Annotated in this window: 10 protein-coding genes, 1 tRNA gene and 2 pseudogenes; 7 read left to right on the forward strand and 6 right to left on the reverse strand. The window is 65.6% G+C overall.

The genetic code is table 11. From position 1 onward, the window contains the following. Positions 1-56: 56 nt before the first annotated feature. Positions 57-1,400, forward strand: coding sequence for an NAD(P)/FAD-dependent oxidoreductase (locus tag AC1AZA_RS06425; protein ID WP_476513843.1), 1,344 nt, complete (start codon positions 57-59; stop codon positions 1,398-1,400). Positions 1,401-1,954: 554 nt separating this feature from the next. Here AC1AZA_RS06425 and AC1AZA_RS06430 read toward each other — a convergent pair. Beyond that, a tRNA-Arg gene (locus AC1AZA_RS06430) sits at positions 1,955-2,027 on the reverse strand. 438 nt (positions 2,028-2,465) lie between these two features. Between AC1AZA_RS06430 and AC1AZA_RS06435 the strand changes: the two genes are divergently transcribed. Beyond that, positions 2,466-3,521 (forward strand): endonuclease/exonuclease/phosphatase family protein, encoded by a 1,056-nt coding sequence (locus tag AC1AZA_RS06435; protein WP_476513844.1) that lies wholly within the window; start codon positions 2,466-2,468, stop codon positions 3,519-3,521. 183 nt (positions 3,522-3,704) lie between these two features. Further along, the gene (locus tag AC1AZA_RS06440; RefSeq protein WP_476513845.1) at positions 3,705-3,905 is read left to right on the forward strand and encodes a hypothetical protein; all 201 of its coding nucleotides are present in this window, start codon (positions 3,705-3,707) and stop codon (positions 3,903-3,905) included. A gap of 385 nt (positions 3,906-4,290) precedes the next feature. On the opposite strand, the gene AC1AZA_RS06445 is transcribed toward AC1AZA_RS06440, so the two are convergent. Further along, on the reverse strand, positions 4,291-4,596 hold the full coding sequence (locus tag AC1AZA_RS06445) for an exodeoxyribonuclease VII small subunit (RefSeq protein WP_476513846.1): 306 nt from the start codon (positions 4,594-4,596) through the stop codon (positions 4,291-4,293). Continuing rightward, positions 4,593-5,870, reverse strand: a complete 1,278-nt coding sequence (gene xseA, locus AC1AZA_RS06450) for an exodeoxyribonuclease VII large subunit (RefSeq protein ID WP_476513847.1) — start codon at positions 5,868-5,870, stop codon at positions 4,593-4,595. The genes AC1AZA_RS06445 and xseA overlap by 4 nt, the downstream gene beginning before the upstream one ends. A gap of 286 nt (positions 5,871-6,156) precedes the next feature. Here xseA and nrdD point away from each other — a divergent pair, with 286 nt between their 5' ends. Both nrdD and nrdG read left to right on the forward strand, forming a co-directional pair. Then, positions 6,157-8,547 (forward strand): anaerobic ribonucleoside-triphosphate reductase, encoded by a 2,391-nt coding sequence (gene nrdD, locus AC1AZA_RS06455; RefSeq protein WP_476513848.1) that lies wholly within the window; start codon positions 6,157-6,159, stop codon positions 8,545-8,547. A 175-nt stretch (positions 8,548-8,722) separates the two neighbouring features. Continuing rightward, entirely contained in the window at positions 8,723-9,421 is a 699-nt protein-coding gene (gene nrdG, locus AC1AZA_RS06460) for an anaerobic ribonucleoside-triphosphate reductase activating protein (RefSeq protein WP_476513849.1), read from the forward strand. Between the two features lie 162 nt (positions 9,422-9,583). Here nrdG and AC1AZA_RS06465 read toward each other — a convergent pair whose 3' ends face one another. The 3 genes from AC1AZA_RS06465 to AC1AZA_RS06475 are packed head-to-tail and all read right to left on the reverse strand — an operon-like array spanning position 9,584 to position 12,456. Next, a complete protein-coding gene (locus AC1AZA_RS06465) occupies positions 9,584-10,945 on the reverse strand; it encodes a ferric reductase-like transmembrane domain-containing protein (RefSeq protein ID WP_476513850.1) in 1,362 nt (453 codons plus the stop codon). A gap of 22 nt (positions 10,946-10,967) precedes the next feature. Further along, positions 10,968-11,918, reverse strand: coding sequence for an FAD:protein FMN transferase (locus tag AC1AZA_RS06470; RefSeq protein ID WP_476513851.1), 951 nt, complete (start codon positions 11,916-11,918; stop codon positions 10,968-10,970). 13 nt (positions 11,919-11,931) lie between these two features. Continuing rightward, positions 11,932-12,456 carry an FMN-binding protein gene (locus AC1AZA_RS06475; protein ID WP_476513852.1) on the reverse strand — a complete coding sequence of 175 codons (525 nt, stop codon included), beginning with the start codon at positions 12,454-12,456 and terminating at the stop codon, positions 11,932-11,934. A 638-nt stretch (positions 12,457-13,094) separates the two neighbouring features. Here AC1AZA_RS06475 and AC1AZA_RS06480 point away from each other — a divergent pair. Continuing rightward, positions 13,095-16,472: pseudogene (locus tag AC1AZA_RS06480) on the forward strand (acyl-CoA dehydratase activase-related protein); the annotation flags it as partial. Between the two features lie 447 nt (positions 16,473-16,919). After that, positions 16,920-18,278, forward strand: a pseudogene (locus AC1AZA_RS06485) (acyl-CoA dehydratase activase-related protein); the annotation flags it as partial. Between the last annotated feature and the right edge of the window lie 3 nt (positions 18,279-18,281).

Below are 18,281 nucleotides of genomic sequence, written 5' to 3' on the forward strand. Positions count from 1 at the left end.
TTGCTAGGCTGGAATGCGACAGACATCGCAGTCCTCGAGACAAAGGAGCCCCTCACATGACCACCGTAGCTGTGATCGGATGCACGCACGCCGGCACGTTCGCCGCGCAATCCATTCTGCAGGAACACCCCGATTGGCAGGTGCACGTGTTCGAACGCAACGCCACGCTGTCGTTCCTATCCTGCGGCATTGCCCTGTGGGTGGGCGACCACGTCTCCGACCCGAAGAAGATGTTCTACTCGTCGCCCGAGGCGCTTGCTGCGGCCGGAGCCACCATGCACATGCGCACCGACGTGACCGCCGTGGACGCGGCCGGCAAGACTCTGCACGCGCGGGATCTCGAAACCGGCGAGGAGAAGGACTACGCGTTCGACAAGCTCGTCGTGACCACCGGCTCCAAGCCCGTCATCCCGCCCATCCCCGGAATCGACTCCGAGCATGTGCTGCTGTGCAAGAACTGGGACCATGCGCTGGCCATCAAGGAGCGCGCGAAGCACGCCAAGTCCGTGGTGGTGGTCGGCTCCGGGTACATCGGCGCCGAACTGGCCGAGCAGTTCAGCCTCGCCGGCGTGAAGACCACGCTCGTGGACGCCATGGACCGCGTGCTGGCCAACAACTTCGATGCGCCGATCACCTCGCAGGTGGAACGCGCCTTCACCGATCACGGCGTGGAATTGGCGCTCGGCCAGAAGGTCACCGCGTTCGAGGACACAGGCGACGGCGTGACGGTCGTCACCGAAAAGGGGCGTCATGCCGCCGACTTCGCCATTCTCGCCGTCGGCTTCCTGCCGGCCACCGAATTGCTCAGGGGACAGGTGGACATGCTGCCCAACGGGGCGATCGTGGTGGACGAATACATGCGCGCCAGCATTCCGGACGTGTACGCGGCCGGCGACTCCGCCACCGTGTTCTACAATCCCACCGGCAGGCACGACTACATTCCGCTTGCCACCAACGCCGTGCGGCAGGGTCTGCTCGTTGGCCGCAACATCGCCAAGCCCACGCGCAAGTACATGGGTACGCAGGCCACGTCCGCCGTGCAACTGTACGACCTTTCGCTCGCCGCCTCGGGGCTCACGCAGGGCGGTGCCGAGCGTCGCGGCCTTGACGTGCGGCTCACCGAACTCACCGAGGACTACCGGCCCGAATTCATGCTCACCACCACGCCGGTGACCAGCCTGCTTGCATGGGACCCCGCCACCCGCGAGGTCAAGGGCGGACAGTTCCTCTCCCGTGCGGACATCTCCGGCGCGGCGAACGTGATTTCCATGGCCATCCAGGCGCATTTCACCGTCGACGATCTGGCCAACGTGGACTTCCTGTTCCAGCCGAACTTCGATAAGCCCGTCTATTACGTGGGTGCCGTGGCCATGAAGGCCGCCGCCGAAGCGGGGGAGTAGCGCAGAGAGCCCGAGTCGGTGCCTCTCAAGCTGCCGCTGTGTGCCTATCTCGCGTTCCGGGGGTATATTTCGGCCGTTGCGGAATGCTATCTGCGTTCTTGGGGTACCTTGAGCGGCCCATCGCCGGGTCAAACCCGCTGTCCGTGCTGTGGGATTGACGGAATTCCGCCAATCCCACAGCAGTCATTCGGGTGGCTGTTCGACGAGAAGTACCCCAGGAACGCAGATAGCATGCTGCAAGAGGTGAAATCTACCCCACGAACGCAGATTGCGCGCAGAATGCGCGCGAGAAGTGAGCGGAAGGGGGTGCGGCCGCTTCGCCACACATTTGTGCCGGTTGCGATGCGGTCGCGTTCGCACCCGTATTGCCGGGACATTCCGACGTGACGGAAACCCTGAACAAGTACGCCGGGCTATGGCCCGATCGCATGGACGAGGTGAGTGAGGCTCTGGAATTGGAGCGTGCGGCTGTCATCGTTCCCCATCGTCCCCGGAAGGAAGGCGGGCAACAGGGTGCGACAGCTAGGAATCCCCATGGTTCCAATGGCTCAGAGTGCCCCGGATGCGATTCGAACGCACGACACCTTCTTTAGGAGAGAAGTGCTCTATCCCCTGAGCTACCGGGGCAACGGTGTTCCATTGTACATGGATTTCGCACGGGGACGCGCTGGCGCGGCTCAAATGTTCCAATCTGCGGCCGCCATTTTGCAGATTGGAAGGAATGACCGCAACACGGGCTGTTCACGTGGCCGATCGTGGCGCACTCTTTCCAACCGGCATTGCGCGAACCACGGATTGGAAAGCGTGGACGGTGGAAGTGCGGTAAATGATTCTCGGGGATGATGGCGGGCAGGCGTGCGAGGTCGGTAGGGTGTCGCAAGTCGATGCAGAAAGGTGGCGGGCATGATACGGGAATCCGCGAAACGAGGCACAAGGCGGGCTGGAGGGAATGCCGGGGTGACCGTCGCAACTGATGCAAGGGCGAACGTTGCAGGTCGCTCTGCCGGAATGCCGCATTCCGTATCGCGCGACGGTGCCGGCAGGCGAACGCGGCGTACACACGATATGCGGGACTCCGGTCGGGCTTCCCGGCCCTCCGGGCGGCAGCCCCGTCGCTCGCCGCTGCGCATCGCACTCGGCTGGCTGGCGCTGCCGCTCGGCGTGCTGACGGCGCTGGGTACGCTGGCCCGCACGCTGCCGGGCGAGCTCATGGCACTGCCGTACGTGCCGATCGTGGTTTCGTTCGAGCCGTGGTTCGCGCTCGCTGCGCTCCTCGTGCTGCTGCTGGCGCTGGCATCCCGCCGTTGGTTGACCGCACTTGTGATGATCGTATGCATCGCGGCGCAGGCGTGGTGGCAGTACCCGTTCTTCCAGCCGTCCGCCACATTGCCCGCCGGGGCCACGCGCGCGTTCGCCACGGCCAATCCGAATCCGATTGATGACTATGCCCGCGTGATGACCTGCAACGTATATAAAGGTGCGGCGGACGCAGAGGCGATCGTGGAAACCGTGCGCGACGAACGCGTGGAGGTGCTGGCACTGCAGGAGACCACGGCGGATTTCGTGGCGCGGCTTGAGGAGGCAGGCATCGGTCGGTATCTGCCGTACAGCAAGGTGTCGTCGTCGGACGGGGTGTATGGCAACGGACTGTGGTCGGTGACTCCGCTCGGCAACGTGACGGACGACGAGGTGCATTCGAGTGCGTCGGCCATGCCGGCTGGCACGGTCATGTTCGGCGACGGCAAGACGGCCATCCGCTTCGTTTCCGTGCACACCACGGCTCCGGTGCCGAAGTATTGGGGGTTGTGGCGCAAGTCGATTGACGAACTGGGCATGATGAAGTCGCGCACGGACCAGCGCTACGTGTTCATGGGGGATTTCAACGCCACGTTCGACCATGCGCCGTTCCGGGAGTTTCTGGGCGAACGATTCGAGGATGCGGCGCGGCAGACAGGGCGCGGGCTCGCGTTCACGTGGCCGGCGGACAAGTCGCCGGTGCTGCGGTTCGCCGGCATAGACCATGTGGTGGTCGACCGGGGGATTGTGACCGGACGCGTAGAAACCAAGGTGATCGCGGGGTCGGACCACGCCGCGTTGCTGGCGACGATCGCCGTGCCCTGACGGTGGGCATCGCGGTCGTGGACGGCTGGCTGGCGGAAGGTGCCAGTGGCAAGCGTGCGGGCAAACGGTGGCACGTTGTTTTGCTATGGGTGAAATCTCTGGCTGCACGTTGTGCGACGGATTAATACGGGAGGTGACAGGAGCCTGTGATGGAAACGGGCCCGGAAGTGATTGGAGTTTCTCATGGCTGAGAAGGAATTGATCGCTGAATTGAGCAACGCTCAGGTGGTTCAGGATGTGCTGGCCATCGCCGAGAAGCACGGCAAGAAGCTTTCTTTCGAGCAGGCCGATAAGCTGTTCGGCCACATCCTGCAGACCAAGTCGGATACCGCCGCTCTGGATGGTGATACGCTGGAGAAGCTGGTTGACGAGGTCTTCGCCTGATCGCCGCACACGGTACGTCAGAGGCCGGTTCGCATGGTTGCGAGCCGGCCTTTTGCGTTTCCGGATATCTCAGATATTTCAGGAGATTGTCCTGGGCCGAGCCGTGGGGCGCGTAGCCCTGTGGGCTGCGCGTAGGCTCGGCCTGAGCGGCCGTTGTGGCCGCGAAGGTTGGGTTGCGTCTCGCCTGTGGGGCGAGTCCATAGTTGCGGGGCCGGAGGTGAGCCGTGGGGCGCGTAGCCCTGTGGGCTGCGCGTAGGTGAGGTGAGGGGCCGCTAAGGCCCCGAAGGGTACTCAGGACAGATTGTTCTGGGCCGAGCCGTGGGGCGCGTAGCCCTGTGGGCTGCGCGTAGGTGAGGTGAGGGGCCGCTAAGGCCCCGAAGGGTACTCAGGACAGATTGTCCTGAGTACCAGCAGTCGCCTCGTTGGCGCGTTGCTCGGCCTGGGCGGCGTCGAGCTTGGCGCGCACCTCGTCGAGCAGGGTTTGCGCGCGCTTGGCCAGCGCCTCGCCCAGTTCCCACTGGCGCATGGACTGGTCGAGGTCCAGTCCGCCGGTTTCCAGCGCCTGCACGGCCTTGATGAGTTCGTCGCGCGCCTGCTCGTACGGCATCTTCGCGATGGCCTCGCGCTCCTTGTCGGTCAGGCTGGATGCGGGGGCGGGGCTTGCTGCGGAGGTCTTGGTTTCGTCGGTCATGATTGGTCTCCTTCGTTGATGGTGTTTGCGGTGGCAACGATGTGGCCGCGGCGTAGGGTGAGGGTGAGTTCGTCGCCGGGACGGACCGTCGAGGCGTCGGCAAGTACGTGTCCGTTCGCGCCCTGCACCACCGCGTAGCCGCGGTCCAGCGTGGATTGCGGACTCAATGCGGTGAGTGAGGCGCGCAGCTTTTCCACGGTCATGGTCTCGTAGTCCGTGGTGCGTCGCAGGGCGATGTCCATGCGCTGGTGGGCGTCATTCACGAACCGCTGGTAGGGTTCGAGCATGGTGAGCGGCTGGGTGAGGCTCGGCCGGTTTGCGTAGCCTTCCACCAGACGGATCTCCCCGGCGATCCGCCCTTCGATGCGCAGACGCATCTGTTGGCGCGCCCCGGCGATGAGCTGCATCTGTTCGTGTACGTCCGGCACCACTCTCTTGGCGGCATCGGTGGGGGTGGAGGCCCTCAGATCGGCGGCCAGATCGATGAGCGTCCAGTCGTCCTCATGGCCCACGGCGGTGACGAGCGGGGTTTCGCAGGCGGCTGCGGCGCGCACCACGCCCTCGTCGGAAAAGCCGATGAGGTCCTCGAACGAGCCGCCGCCTCGCGCCACGATGATCACGTCCACGTCCGGATCGGCGTCGAGCATGCGGATCGCGGCGATCACGTCCGCAGGGCATTGCTCGCCCTGTACATGCACGTGCGCCACCTTGAACCGGGTGGCCGGCCAGCGCAGCTTGACGTTGGTGATCACATCGCCCTCCGCGCGGGCCTGCGGCGCGCAGATGAGACCGATGCAGCGGGGGAATTCGGGCAGCGGCACCTTGCGGTCCGCGTCGAACAGGCCTTCGCCCTTGAGCGTTTTGCGCAACTGGTCGATCTGCGCCTTGAGACTGCCTCCGGCGCCCACGCGAACGATCGCGTCGCCACGCAGGCTCAGAGACGTACGTTTCATCCACACGTTCGGCCGGCCGTGGATGGTTACGCGGTCGCCCTGCACGAACGCGGAGGCCGCGGCGGCGAACTGACCGAAACCGTTGACCTCCAGCGCCACGTCCTCGAAGTCGTCGCGCAGGGTGAGATATACGGACCCGGCGCGCCGCGCGTTGATCTGTGTGATCTGGCCGGTCACCCACGCCTCGGGCCAACGTTCCACGGCGTCGTGGAACTTCCGGGAGAGCACGCTCACCGGCCATGGCCGGTCCACCGTCGTGTCCCGGGCGAGACGCGGCAGTTCCGGCGTTGCGCCGGTGGTGGTGTTTGACATGTCGATCATGGTCATTACTTTGGGTCACCGGCCCGACAATCATGGGGCGCTTTCGCCGGGCACGGAGCCTGTCCTGACACCGGGGCGAGCAACACGCCGGGTGTTTCGCGGGCAGGGGGTGAGGTTTTGGCGGAATGACGCCGAAATCACTAACTCTAGTGGTTGCGTGGAAAAAGTGAACTAGATATTGGGGTCGGGTTGTCGTACATTCTTCTATAGAACCCACGACTTACACGAATGTAATTTGCCGCGCCTCGGGGAGGGGCGCGGTCCAGAGAGGAGCATCAGAAGCGCCATGGAGACCAACATGCTTGAGCGTCCGCGGACCAACGCCGCAGCCACCACCGTGCTGGTGGAGAAGCGCGACGGCCGCGTGGTGGACTTCGACCCGGTGAACATCATCAATGCGGTCAAGGCAGCCTTCGGCGACCTCAGCAAGCAGGTCGGTCCCGAAGAGGACGCCATGATCCGCGGCTTCGCCAATCAGGTGGAGGGCGAGATCAAGGAACGCTACGCCGGCCCGGCGAAGATCGAGGACATCCAGAACCTCGTGGAGCATGCGCTCATCGACGCCCACCTGTACGACGTGGCCCGCGCCTACACCAACTACCGTCTCGACAAGGACATCCAGCGAGCCAAGGCCACGGACGTCAACGAGGCCGTCGCCCGGTTCATCAACCAGGACCCGACCCTCATCCACGAGAACGCCAACAAGGACGCCAACGTCTACGCCACCCAGCGCGATCTGCTGGCCGGCGCGGTCTCCAAGGCCGCTGCGTTCAACATGCTGCCCCCGGCCGTCTCCAACGCGCACATGAAGGGCGACATTCACTTCCATGACGCCGACTACTCGCCGTTCACCGCGCAGTCCAACTGCTCGCTGCCCAACTTCTGGGATATGCTCGCCAACGGCTTCACGCTCGGCAACGCGCCCATGGCCTCGCCGAAGTCCATCGCCATCGCCGCCACGCAGATCACGCAGATCATGAAGGACGTGGCTTCCAGCCAGTACGGCGGGCAGACCGCCAACCGCGCGGACGAGCATCTGGCCGCCTACGCGAAGAAGGACTACGAGAAGTTCCTCGAAGAGGCCCGCGAGACCATCCCCGACGGCATGCCGGTGGAATTCGCGCGCCGCCAGGTGGAGAACGCCAAGAAGAACGAGCCCGCCAAGCTGCACTTCGGCTCCCGCGAGCCGTTGCCCATGGACACGCCGTTCCATACCGACGTGGACGAGCTCGAGCAGGAGCGCGAGATCCTCGCCAAGATCCGCACCCGCAAGTCGATCTACGACGCCATGCAGACCATGGAGTACCAGATCAACTCCAACCGCGTCTCCAATGGCCAGACCCCGTTCGTGACCGTCGGCTTCGGCCTCGGCACCGACTGGTTCGCCCGCGAGATCCAGCGTGCGATCCTGCTCAACCGCATCCGCGGCCTCGGCAAGGAGCATCACACCGCCATCTTCCCCAAGCTCGTGTTCACCCTGAAGCACGGTGTGAACGCGGATCCGGGCGACCCGAACTATGACCTGAAGCAGCTGGCCCTCGAATGCGCCACCAAGCGCATGTACCCGGACGTGGTGTTCTACGACAACATCGTGAAGATCACCGGCTCCTTCAAGGCGCCGATGGGCTGCCGTTCGTTCCTGCAGGGCTGGATCAACCCCGAGACCGGCAAGGACGAGGAGGACGGCCGCATGAACCTCGGCGTCGTCTCCGTGAACGTGCCGCGCATCGCCATCGAGTCTCACGGCGACAAGGCCCGCTTCTGGAAGCTGTTCAACGAGCGCATGGAAGTGGCCCATCAGGCACTCCAGTTCCGCATCATGCGTTGCAAGCAGGCCACGCCGGTCAACGCGCCCACCCTGTTCCGCTACGGTGCGTTCGGCCGCCTCGGCGCCAACGACAGCGTGGACAAGCTGTTCCGCGGCGAGCGTGCCACCGTCTCGCTCGGCTACATCGGACTGGCGGAGGCCACCGCCGTGTTCTACGGCAAGAACTGGATCCGCGACCACGGCTGGGACCCGGAAGGCAAGGAGTTCGCGCTGTCCATCGTCAAGCGCATGAGCGAGCTGTGCAAGCAGTGGAGCAAGGCGGAGGGCTACCACTACTCCGTGTACTCCACGCCTGCCGAGTCGCTCACCGACCGCTTCAACCGCATGGACCGCGAGAAGTTCGGTGTGATCGAAGGCGTGACCGACCACGACTTCTACACCAACTCCTTCCACTACCCGGTGTGGCTGCAGCCCACCCCGATGGAGAAGCTCAACTACGAGAAGGACTTCCCGTACTACGCGTCCGGCGGTTTCATCAACTACTGCGAGTACCCGTGCCTGCAGGACAACCCGAAGGCGCTCGAGGCCGTGTGGGACTACGCGTACCACATCGGCATCGGCTACCTCGGCACGAACACCCCGATCGACCACTGCTTCGTGTGCGGCTTCCAGGGCGACTTCGAGCCCACCGAGGAAGGCTTCAAGTGCCCCGAATGCGGCAATGCCGACCCGGACAAGTGCAACGTGACCAAGCGCACCTGCGGCTACCTGGGCAACCCGGTGCAGCGTCCGATGGTCCACGGGCGCCACGAGGAGATCGCGCACCGCGTCAAGCACATGGCCGGCGAGACCGGGCGCGTGACGCTTGCCAACGGCGAGACGCGCGAATGGTTTGAAGATACGAAGTGACGCGTCAATAGCAATAGGCGCTCCACACGGATCGGGACACATGTCCTGCGACCGTAGGCTCGGCCGAACGGCCTCGAGTATGTCGCGGGGCTTGTGTCCCGATCCGTGTTCCGCTATTCATTGAGCGTCACGGGTTCGGTGGAGCGCAGGAATCCGGAGCAGGGAGGAGAGTGCCATGCCGGGAAGGGACTTTGCGGCCGGGGAGGCCGATCGCGGGCCGGGCGTGCCCTCGCGCGGGCTCGCCAACGATCCGAAGGCCGGTCAGTGGGACGGGCGCGTGCTCTCCAAGTGCATGATCGCCGACTACAAGCCGTTCGTGGTGACCGACGGCGAAGGCATCCGCTGCTCCCTGTACGTCTCCGGCTGCCCGTTCCACTGCGACGGCTGCTTCAACGCCTCCATCTGGGACTTCCGCGCCGGCCACGAGTACACGCCCGAGCTGGAGGCGAAGATCATCGCGGATCTCGCCCAACCGTGGGTGCAGGGCATCACGTTCCTCGGCGGCGAACCGCTGCTCAACACGCCCGTCCTGCTGCCGCTTGCGCAGCGCATCCGCCGCGAATTCGGCCATGCCAAGGACATCTGGTGCTGGACCGGGTACACGTGGGAGGAGCTCATGCGCCCGGGGGAGACGCCGGACAAGCGCGAACTGCTGGGCCTCGTGGACATTCTCGTGGACGGGCGGTATTTGAAGGACCGTCACGACTCGCTCCTGCAGTTTCGCGGCTCCTCCAACCAGCGCATCCTCGACGTGCCGGCCTCTCTCGCCGCCGGCAAACCGGTCATCTGGGCCAAGCTGCACGATCAGGAGCGTGACGTGCCCGAAATCTACCTGAAGGACCGCGTGGCAGGGGAGTCGCAGCAGGCGTCCTGAGCCTGACCGTGTGCGTGTCGGCCGCGCAGCATGACCGTCCGTCCGATCGCGGCCAAACTCGAATCGGTGGCGATTCGGGACACGGAAGGGGCCGTTCCTGTCTCAATCCGCCACCGGAATTGTCGCCGGGGAGTTGCCGCTGCGGTGACGGACCCCGCTCGACTACATGCTGAACGGCTCGTAGTAGATGGCGTCGGCCGGCACGCCATGCGCGGCGAGGATGCGGCGTACGGTGACCATCATGGCGTGGGGCCCGGCGACCAGATAGGCGGCTCCCGGGCGGATCATCGGCGCGATCGTTGACTCGTCCGGACGCTGCGCCAGCAGGCGTACGCGCACGGAGGGGTCGTTCGTGCCGAACCGCTGCAGCTCATCACGGTAGATGAAGTCACGTTCGCTGCGGGCCGTGTACAGGAAGTCGACGGGACGGCCGGTACCGGCGTATGCGGTGAGCACGCCGAGCAGCGGGGTGATGCCGATGCCGCCGCCGATGAGCACCAGCGGAACGGCCTTGCCGGTGCCCGTGCCGCTGGTGGCGGCATGCCGATCGCGCTCGGCTATGAACTGCGCATACCGGCCGTACGGCGGCATCACGCGCACGGGCGTACCCGGTTCGAGCGAGGCGATGCGGGCGGTGAAGTCGCCATCGGCGCGGATGGCGAACGTCATGGTCGGGGTTGCTGCGGCGTCTGCCTGCTCACCGGCGGCACCCGGCCGCACGCGCGCATTGGTGAGTGAGAACGGATGATATTCGTGCATGCCCGCGACGGTCGGGAACGCGATGAACGCGAAGTCGCCCGGATTCCACGTGGCCTGCCGTTCGGAACGGCCGGGTAGCGCGATCGCCAGCTCGCTCACCCTCTCCGCCAACGGCCGTACGGAGGCTACGCGCCCCTGCAGCGCGTACGCACGGCGGCTCACGACGCTCCACACGTAGTAGGCGAACACGGCGATGGTCAATGCGTCGAACAGGAAGATGAACGGCTTGACGGCCGCAACGTAGTCGATCACGTGCACGTGCAGCACGATCAGCGCGATCGCCACCAGATTGAGCCTATGCAGCCATACGCTCATCTCATGGCGGAACAGACGCTCCAGCGTGCGCTTGAGCCGGGCGAGCCACGCCACGCGGCTCGTGAGCCAGCCGGCCAGAAACACCAGCGACCACACCGCCACGGCCATGAACAGGTAAAGCCCCGCATGACCGGTCAGCCCGATGAGCGCGCCCGCGCCCGGCAGCAGCGACTGATGGAGGAAGGCGGCGGCGATGGCCAGAATCGCCAGCATGCCGTGGATCATATACATGTGCGGCAGCCCCACGGTCCGGTCCACCCATCGCGGTCGGCACGCCAGATACACGGCGGCCAGCATCCACGTGTAGGCGACCACACCGATCTCGATGCCGAACAGCTGGCCGGCATAGATGGATGGCAGACCGTAGGCGAGCGTGGCGAGCAGCGGTAGCGGCACAACGAATAGGATGACCGCCCAGGCGAGCGTGACGGTGGTGTTGAAACGTTGCATGATGCGAAACTCCTTTGAAGGTTTACGGTCGGGAGACGTTGCTGGCTGACGGGATGTTGCAGGATGACGGGATGTTGCCGGCGGATGGCGTCGGCTGTACGGGCGGCGCGGGCTGCGCAACGGGTCCGTCCGGCCCGGGCAGTTCGGCCACGGAACGGTCGGCGCGCACGAGCACGGCCATGACCCGTCCCCGGCCGTGGCGGTCCAGCAGGTCGCGGAACGTGCGTTCGCCGGCGGCGACGGCCGCGGTGGCCCACACGTCTGCGAAGGTCAGCCGATTGTCGATCACCGTCGCTTGGACGAGGTCATGCGCGGTGCGGGTGATGTGCTCGCCGCGGCGCGAGGTACCGGACGTGGCCACGGCACCGTTGCGCAGACGGACTGTGCGCAACGTGGGGAAGCGCTGCCCGGTACCGTCCGCGCTCGCGGAGAAGGGATCGTCCACGCCGATGCGCCAGACGAAGTCGGAGTCGTCCGCCACCGCCGTCTGAACGTCCCCGCCGCCGCCCAGCGCGGCCGCCGCAATTTCGCCGGAGCGCACGAGTGGCATGAGGAAGCGTTCGTGAGCCCGCTCCACGGCCCATCCCTTGACCAGTCCGGTCGGGTCGTAGACGCCGGCATGCGTGGCGTTGAAATGCCCGCGGGTGAGCTGCTCCGCCTGCTTGATGAGCATGTGCACTTCGGCGAAGTCGGGATCCGTCAGCAGGGCGGACCAGTCACCGAGCCGGGCGCGGGACACCGCTGAATCCGCGCGGAACGGGGAGAACACGGTTTCCGCATGGTCGAGCCACGCCTTGCATTGCACTGCGGCCCGGTCGGCCAATGCCTCCAATCGGTTCGGCGGCATGCCCGGGGCGGCGACCAGCTGCAGGGTGAACGGGACGGTCATGGCGTGCACCACGCGTGCGCGGATGAGCGGTGCGGGCACGTGTGCTGCACCTGTGGGGGCGGGTATGGATGGGCTGACGGCCATGGCTGGGCTCCGTCTACTTTCCGGCGTTGAGCGACTGGTTGATGGCATCCTGCAGCGAATTGGCGAATGCCGTGGAGGTCTCGGTCGCGCCGGAGACGAACTGGATGTCCGAGCTTTGCGCGCTGATTGCCCGGTCGATGAGCTGCGGGATGGCCTGCGCGCTGATGCCCTGCGACCGGCTGGTGTGGTTCGGGTAGGCGATGGCCGCGATGTCGGTGATCCTGCCGCCGGAGACGGTGACCTGTAGCTGCACCTCGCCGTATTCGTTGGGTGTGGCGACGCTGGTGTACGTGCCGTCCGCCAATCCTGCGTCGGTCGTGTCTGTGCCGGAGGAACCCGAGGCCGAAGAACCGACCGATGGGGAGGCGGACCCGCCGGTCCCCGACCCGGCGGACGATCTTCCGATCGTGCCCGAAGCGGATGCGGAAGCGGAGCCCCCTGCGTTCAGATGCGGCTTGACGAGCAGCAGGAAGGCATCGCCGATCACGGCGAGTCCTGCAACGACGGCGATGAGCGTTTTCGTGGCGTTGGCGTTCATGCGTTCCCCCCTGACGAAGCGATGATGCGATGCGAATGGTTCTGCGGTTTGCGCCGCGTGGCGGGACGGCTCCCGACCGTCCGACGGTTCCGAGCCTAAAAATTGCGGTTGGGCGTTCGGTGTAGGAAATCTGGGAACCGGCTGAAAATCAAGCCAGTGTGAGATATGTCTCAATTCGAGGGATTATGTGGCCGTGCAGGGTGACCGGGCACGGTGGCTGTGCGTGGCGATCGGGTGCAGTGGCCACGTGGAACGGCCGTGCGCGGAATCGGTGGCGATTCGAGACGCGGGAGGGGCCGTTTCTGTCTCAAACCGCCTCCGTTACGTGGATCGGTGGCGATATGAGACACGGAAGGGGTGCGCAAGTGCGCCGTCATACGCCCGTGATCGCCGCCGCCGTTCCCGTCAATGCGTGAAGCACTGTCGGGTTTGGCGTTCTTTGTTGGCTAAATCACACCGGGAGGTTCGGCGCTTGGCACGGCGCGGACTAGATTAGCTACTAGTGGGCAGCCGGGCCCAAGGACGGTTTACGCCCGCACGTCCGTCGTACGCCACCCGTACGGCATTCGTGCGGCGGACAGTGCGGCATTCTCGTCGCAGGCCGTCCAGTCCCGGACCAAGAGACGATTGAGGTAAGTATGGTTGAAGCGACGGGAACGCTGCGCGTGGGACTGGACATCGGTTCCACGACGGTCAAGGCCGTGGTGCTGGGCGACTCCAACGATCTTGCGGACGCCCTGTTCTCCGATTACCGCCGCCATCACGCGAACGTGCGTCAGGCCGTGTCCGGTCTGCTCTCGGACGTCAAGGAATCCCTGAAGGCCAAGGGCATGGAGAACCGTCCGATCCGCTTCGCCATCACCGGCTCCGGCGGCTTGGAGCTCGCCAACCAGCTCGGTTGCGAGTTCATCCAGGAGGTCATCGCGGAGACCGACGCGATCAGCGCCACGCATCCCGAGGCGGACGTGATCATCGAGCTCGGCGGCGAGGATGCGAAGATCACGTACCTGAAACCCGTGCCCGAACAGCGCATGAACGGCTCGTGCGCGGGCGGCACCGGCGCGTTCATCGACCAGATGGCCACGCTGCTCAACACCGACGCGCCCGGCCTCAACGAATACGCCAAGCACTACAAGACGCTGTACCCGATCGCCTCCCGCTGCGGCGTGTTCGCCAAGTCCGACCTCCAGCCGCTCATCAACGACGGCGCGGACAAGGAGGATCTGGCCGCCTCCATCTTCCAGGCCGTGGCCACCCAGACCATCGCCGGCCTCGCCTGCGGGCGCCCGGTCAAGGGCAACATCGTGTTCCTCGGCGGCCCGCTGTTCTTCATGTCCGAGCTGCGCGAGGCGTTCAAGCGCATCCTCGAAGGCAAGGTGGACAACTACATCGTGCCCGAGAACGCCCACCTGTACGTGGCGTACGGCGCCGCGCTGGAGGCCGGCGAGGCTGCCAAGGCGACCGTGGAGCGCACGGCCGGCGTGGAGGGCAACCCGCTTTCCGAGGACGTGAACGACCCGTTCGGCCCCGCGTTCTGCATGCTTGAGGACATGAAGGACGGGCTTGCCACGCTCAAGGTCAAGCGCCACGGCGACGGCAAGGCCTCGCAGGAGACCGCGGAGGCCGTGGATGCCAGCAACCCGCTGCACTTCTCCAACGAGGAATCCCAGACCCTCTCCGAGGTCGAATCGCAGGGCCACTTCGACCTTGCTACCCTCGACGGCGTGCTCGCCGCACTGGACTCGCTCAAGAACCGGCCCAACACCGCGCGCACCATCCGTCCGCTGTTCCTCAACGACGCGGAGAAGCGCGAATTCGACGAACGCCACGCCAAACAGAAGATCGCCGTGGGCAACCTCGAGGGCGCGCACGGCCCGCACTTCCTGGGCATCGACGCGGGCTCCACCACCATCAAGGCCACGCTCGTCAACGACGACAAGACCATCGTGTGGTCCTCCTACGCCACGCACAAGGAGAACCCGCTGCTGGCCGCCGCGGACATCGTCAAGGCCATCACCGCCGCCATGCCCGAGGGGGCGTACATCGCGCGCGCTTGCGCCACCGGCTACGGCGAGGGCCTCATCACCGCCGGTCTGCACATCGACGAGGGCGTGGTCGAGACCATGGCCCACTACCGCGCGGCCGAGGAGATCAGCCCCGGAGTCACGGCCGTGATCGACATCGGCGGTCAGGACATGAAGTACATGGACGTCAACGACGGCGTGATCGATTCGATCTGCGTCAATGAGGCCTGCTCGTCCGGCTGCGGCTCGTTCCTGCAGACCTTCGCCCAGTCACTGGGCCTGACCATTCAGGAGTTCACCCAGGAGGCGCTGCGCTCCAAGGCGCCCGCCGATCTGGGCTCGCGCTGCACGGTGTTCATGAACTCGTCCGTCAAGCAGGCGCAGAAGGAGGGCGCGGCCCCGGAGGACATCGCCGCCGGACTGTGCTACTCCGTGGTGCGCAACGCGCTGTACAAGGTGATCAAGCTGCGCGACGCCAACGCGCTCGGCCCGGTCGTGGTGGTGCAGGGCGGCACGTTCCTCAACGACGCCGTGCTGCGCGCCTTCGAACTGCTCACCGGACGCGAGGTGACGCGACCGAACATCGCCGGCCTCATGGGCGCGTACGGCGCGGCCCTCACCGCCCGCATGCACTGCCCGGCCGAGTCTGAGGACGGCAGCCACCCCGTGTCCACCATGCTCACCGGCGAGGCGCTCGACCACCTGAGCATGACCACCACGCACGACGTGTGCAAGCTGTGCCAGAACCACTGCAAGCTCACCATCACCGAATTCGAGGACGGCTCGCGCTACGTGACCGGCAACCGCTGCGAGCGCGGCGGCGACAAGAACAGGAAGCGTTCCGACCGGCCGAACCTTTACGACTTCAAGTACAAGCGCGCATTCGCCTACCGCCGCCTCACTCCGGCCAAGGCGACCCGCGGGGACATCGGCATTCCGCGCGTGCTCAACATGTACGAGGACTACCCGTTCTGGTTCACGCTGCTGACCAACCTGGGCTTCCGCGTGATCATCTCCGGGCGCTCCGACCACAAGATGTTCGAGGAGGGCATGGATTCCATCGCCTCGGAGAACATCTGCTACCCCGCCAAGCTGGTGCACGGCCACATCCGCGACCTGATCGCCAAGGGCGTCAAGCGCATCTTCTACCCGTGCGTCTCCTACGAGCAGCAGCTTGTGCCGGACACGCAGAACCGCTACAACTGCCCGATCGTGGCCAACTACCCGGTGGTGATCGAGGCGAACATGCCGGACCTTCAGGCCGACGGCGTGGAATTCATGCGCCCGTACTTCAACCTCGCCAACAAGGACAAGATGGTCGACCGCATCGCGGAGGTGTTCGCCGCGGACGGCGTGACCCGCGAGGAGGCCGAACTGGCCGTGACCGCCGCCTACCGCGAGGACGCCGTCTTCAAGAACGACGTCAAGCAGGAGGGCCTGCGCGCGCTCGCCTACATGCAGGAGCATCACGTGCGCGGCGTGGTGCTCGCCGGCCGCCCGTACCACATCGACCCGGAGGTCAACCACGGCATTCCGGAGACGATCTGCGCGCTCGGCATGGCCGTGCTCTCCGAGGATTCGGTGTGCGAGCTCGACCCGCACCACATGCCCAAGATCACCGAATACCTCAACGACGACAAGGCCCAGCGCGCCCTCGAGGCCAACCGCGAGGCCGACGGGTTCCGCAAGACCGTGCCCTCGTTCGACGCCGACCACAAGATGCCGCTGCGCGTGTTCAACCAGTGGGCATACCATTCGCGCCTGTACGAGGCGGCCCGCTTCGTGTCCGAATACCCGAACCTGCAGCTCGTGCAGCTCGTGAGCTTCGGCTGCGGCGTGGACGCCATCACCACCGATCAGGTGCAGGAGATCCTCGCGGACAAGGGCGACGTGTACACGCAGCTCAAGATCGACGAGGTCTCCAACCTGGGCGCGGCGAAGATCCGCCTGCGCTCGCTCAAGGCCGCCATGGAGGAGCGCGACCGCCGCGACCGGATGGCGCTGGGCGCCGGCGTGACCGCCATACCCACCAAGCGCGAGGGGCTGAGCGACGGCACCGGAGAAGCCGATGGCGCTTCCGGCCGCGAGCCCGGCAGGACGACCGGGTGGGTGAAGACCTCCCGCGAGCCGTTCGATCAGGCGATCATCGACACCTCCACCAAGCCGCGCCACCCGCTCGCCGGGCAGTTCGCGCCGGCCGCGGGCGCTGATCGGGCCGCTGATCGGGCCACCGCAGACCAGACCACGGTGGACATCGTGGCCAAGGGCATGACGAGCGAGCACGTGAGCCTCGACGAAGCCAAGGCCACCATAGCCGAACTCGCCGGATTCGTGGCCAAGCGCGACATCTCCGAAACCTCCGGTATTGCCGTCGGCGCCTCCAAGCGGGGCGTGCAGGGCGGAGCCGTCTCGCACGGCTGCCCTGCCTCTGATTCCGCTGGCTCCTCGGCCGGAACCGAAGGAGTGAAGGAACCGAAGAGCTCCGCGGATGTCAAGCCGTCGCTGACCAAGTACAAGACGCTCCACCCGTTCACCAAGGCGATGTCGCGCACGTACACCGTGCTCGCCCCGCAGATGAGCCCGGTGCACTTCTCCCTGCTCAAGAGCGTGTTCACGTCCGGCCACTACAAGTTCGAACTGCTCACGCACGCCAGTCAGGAGGACATCGAAACCGGCGTGAAGTACGTGAACAACGATGCCTGCTTCCCCGCGATCATCGTGGTGGGCCAGCTCGTCAACGCGTTCCTCACCGGCAAGTACGATCCCCACCGCTGCGCGCTCGTGATTACGCAGACCGGCGGCATGTGCCGAGCCACCAACTATCTGGCGCTGCTGCGCAAGGCGCTTGCGGACGCCGGCTACGACTACGTGCCGATCATCGCACTGTCCGTGCAGGGATTCAACGACAACCCGGGCTTCTCCGCCACGCCGGCGCTCGCCCACCGCGCGGTCAAGGCGTTCTATCTGGGAGACATCCTCTCCCAGCTGTTGCTGCGCGTGCGCCCGTACGAGGCCGAACCCGGCTCCGCGAACCGGCTGTACCGCCTGTGGGACACCATCACGCGCGAGACCATCGAGCACCACGGCTACTCCGCCACGTACGCGAAGCACTACCGCCGTCCGGGTCTGCTCACCTACGGCCATCTCATCCGGCGCATGACCGAAGCGTTCGACAAACTGCCCCTGCTGGACATTCCGCGCAAGCCGCGCGTGGGCGTGGTGGGCGAGATCCTCGTCAAGTACCATCCGGACGCCAACAACCATGTGGTGGACCTCATCGAGGAGCAGGGCTGCGAGGCCGTGCTGCCGGGCATCTGCGACTTCATGCTCAACGGCATCTACTCGGCCGACTGGAACGAGGAGCATCTCGGCACCGGCGGCAACCTCAAGATGAACCACATGATCCGCCGCATCGCGGACCTGTATCGCCGGCCCATGGTCAAGGCGTTCGAGGCCAGTCACGGCAAGTTCGAGGTTCCGTGGCCCGTGGACAAGCTGCGTGACAAGGCGGCCACCGTCACGTCCATCGGCGTGCAGGCCGGCGAAGGCTGGCTGCTCACCGGCGAGATCGTGGAACTCATCGAGACCGGCGCCCCGAACGTGGTGTGCGCGCAGCCGTTCGCCTGTCTGCCCAACCATGTGACCGGCCGCGGCATGTTCGGCAAGATCCGCCGCGTGTACCCGCAGGCCAACATCGTGTCCATCGACTACGATCCTGGTGCCTCGGAGGCCAACCAGCTCAACCGGTTGAAGCTCATGATTGCGGCTGCAAAGAAGAACCTGACCAAGGCCGACTGATTT

Source organism: Bifidobacterium sp. LH_389, from assembly GCF_056357235.1.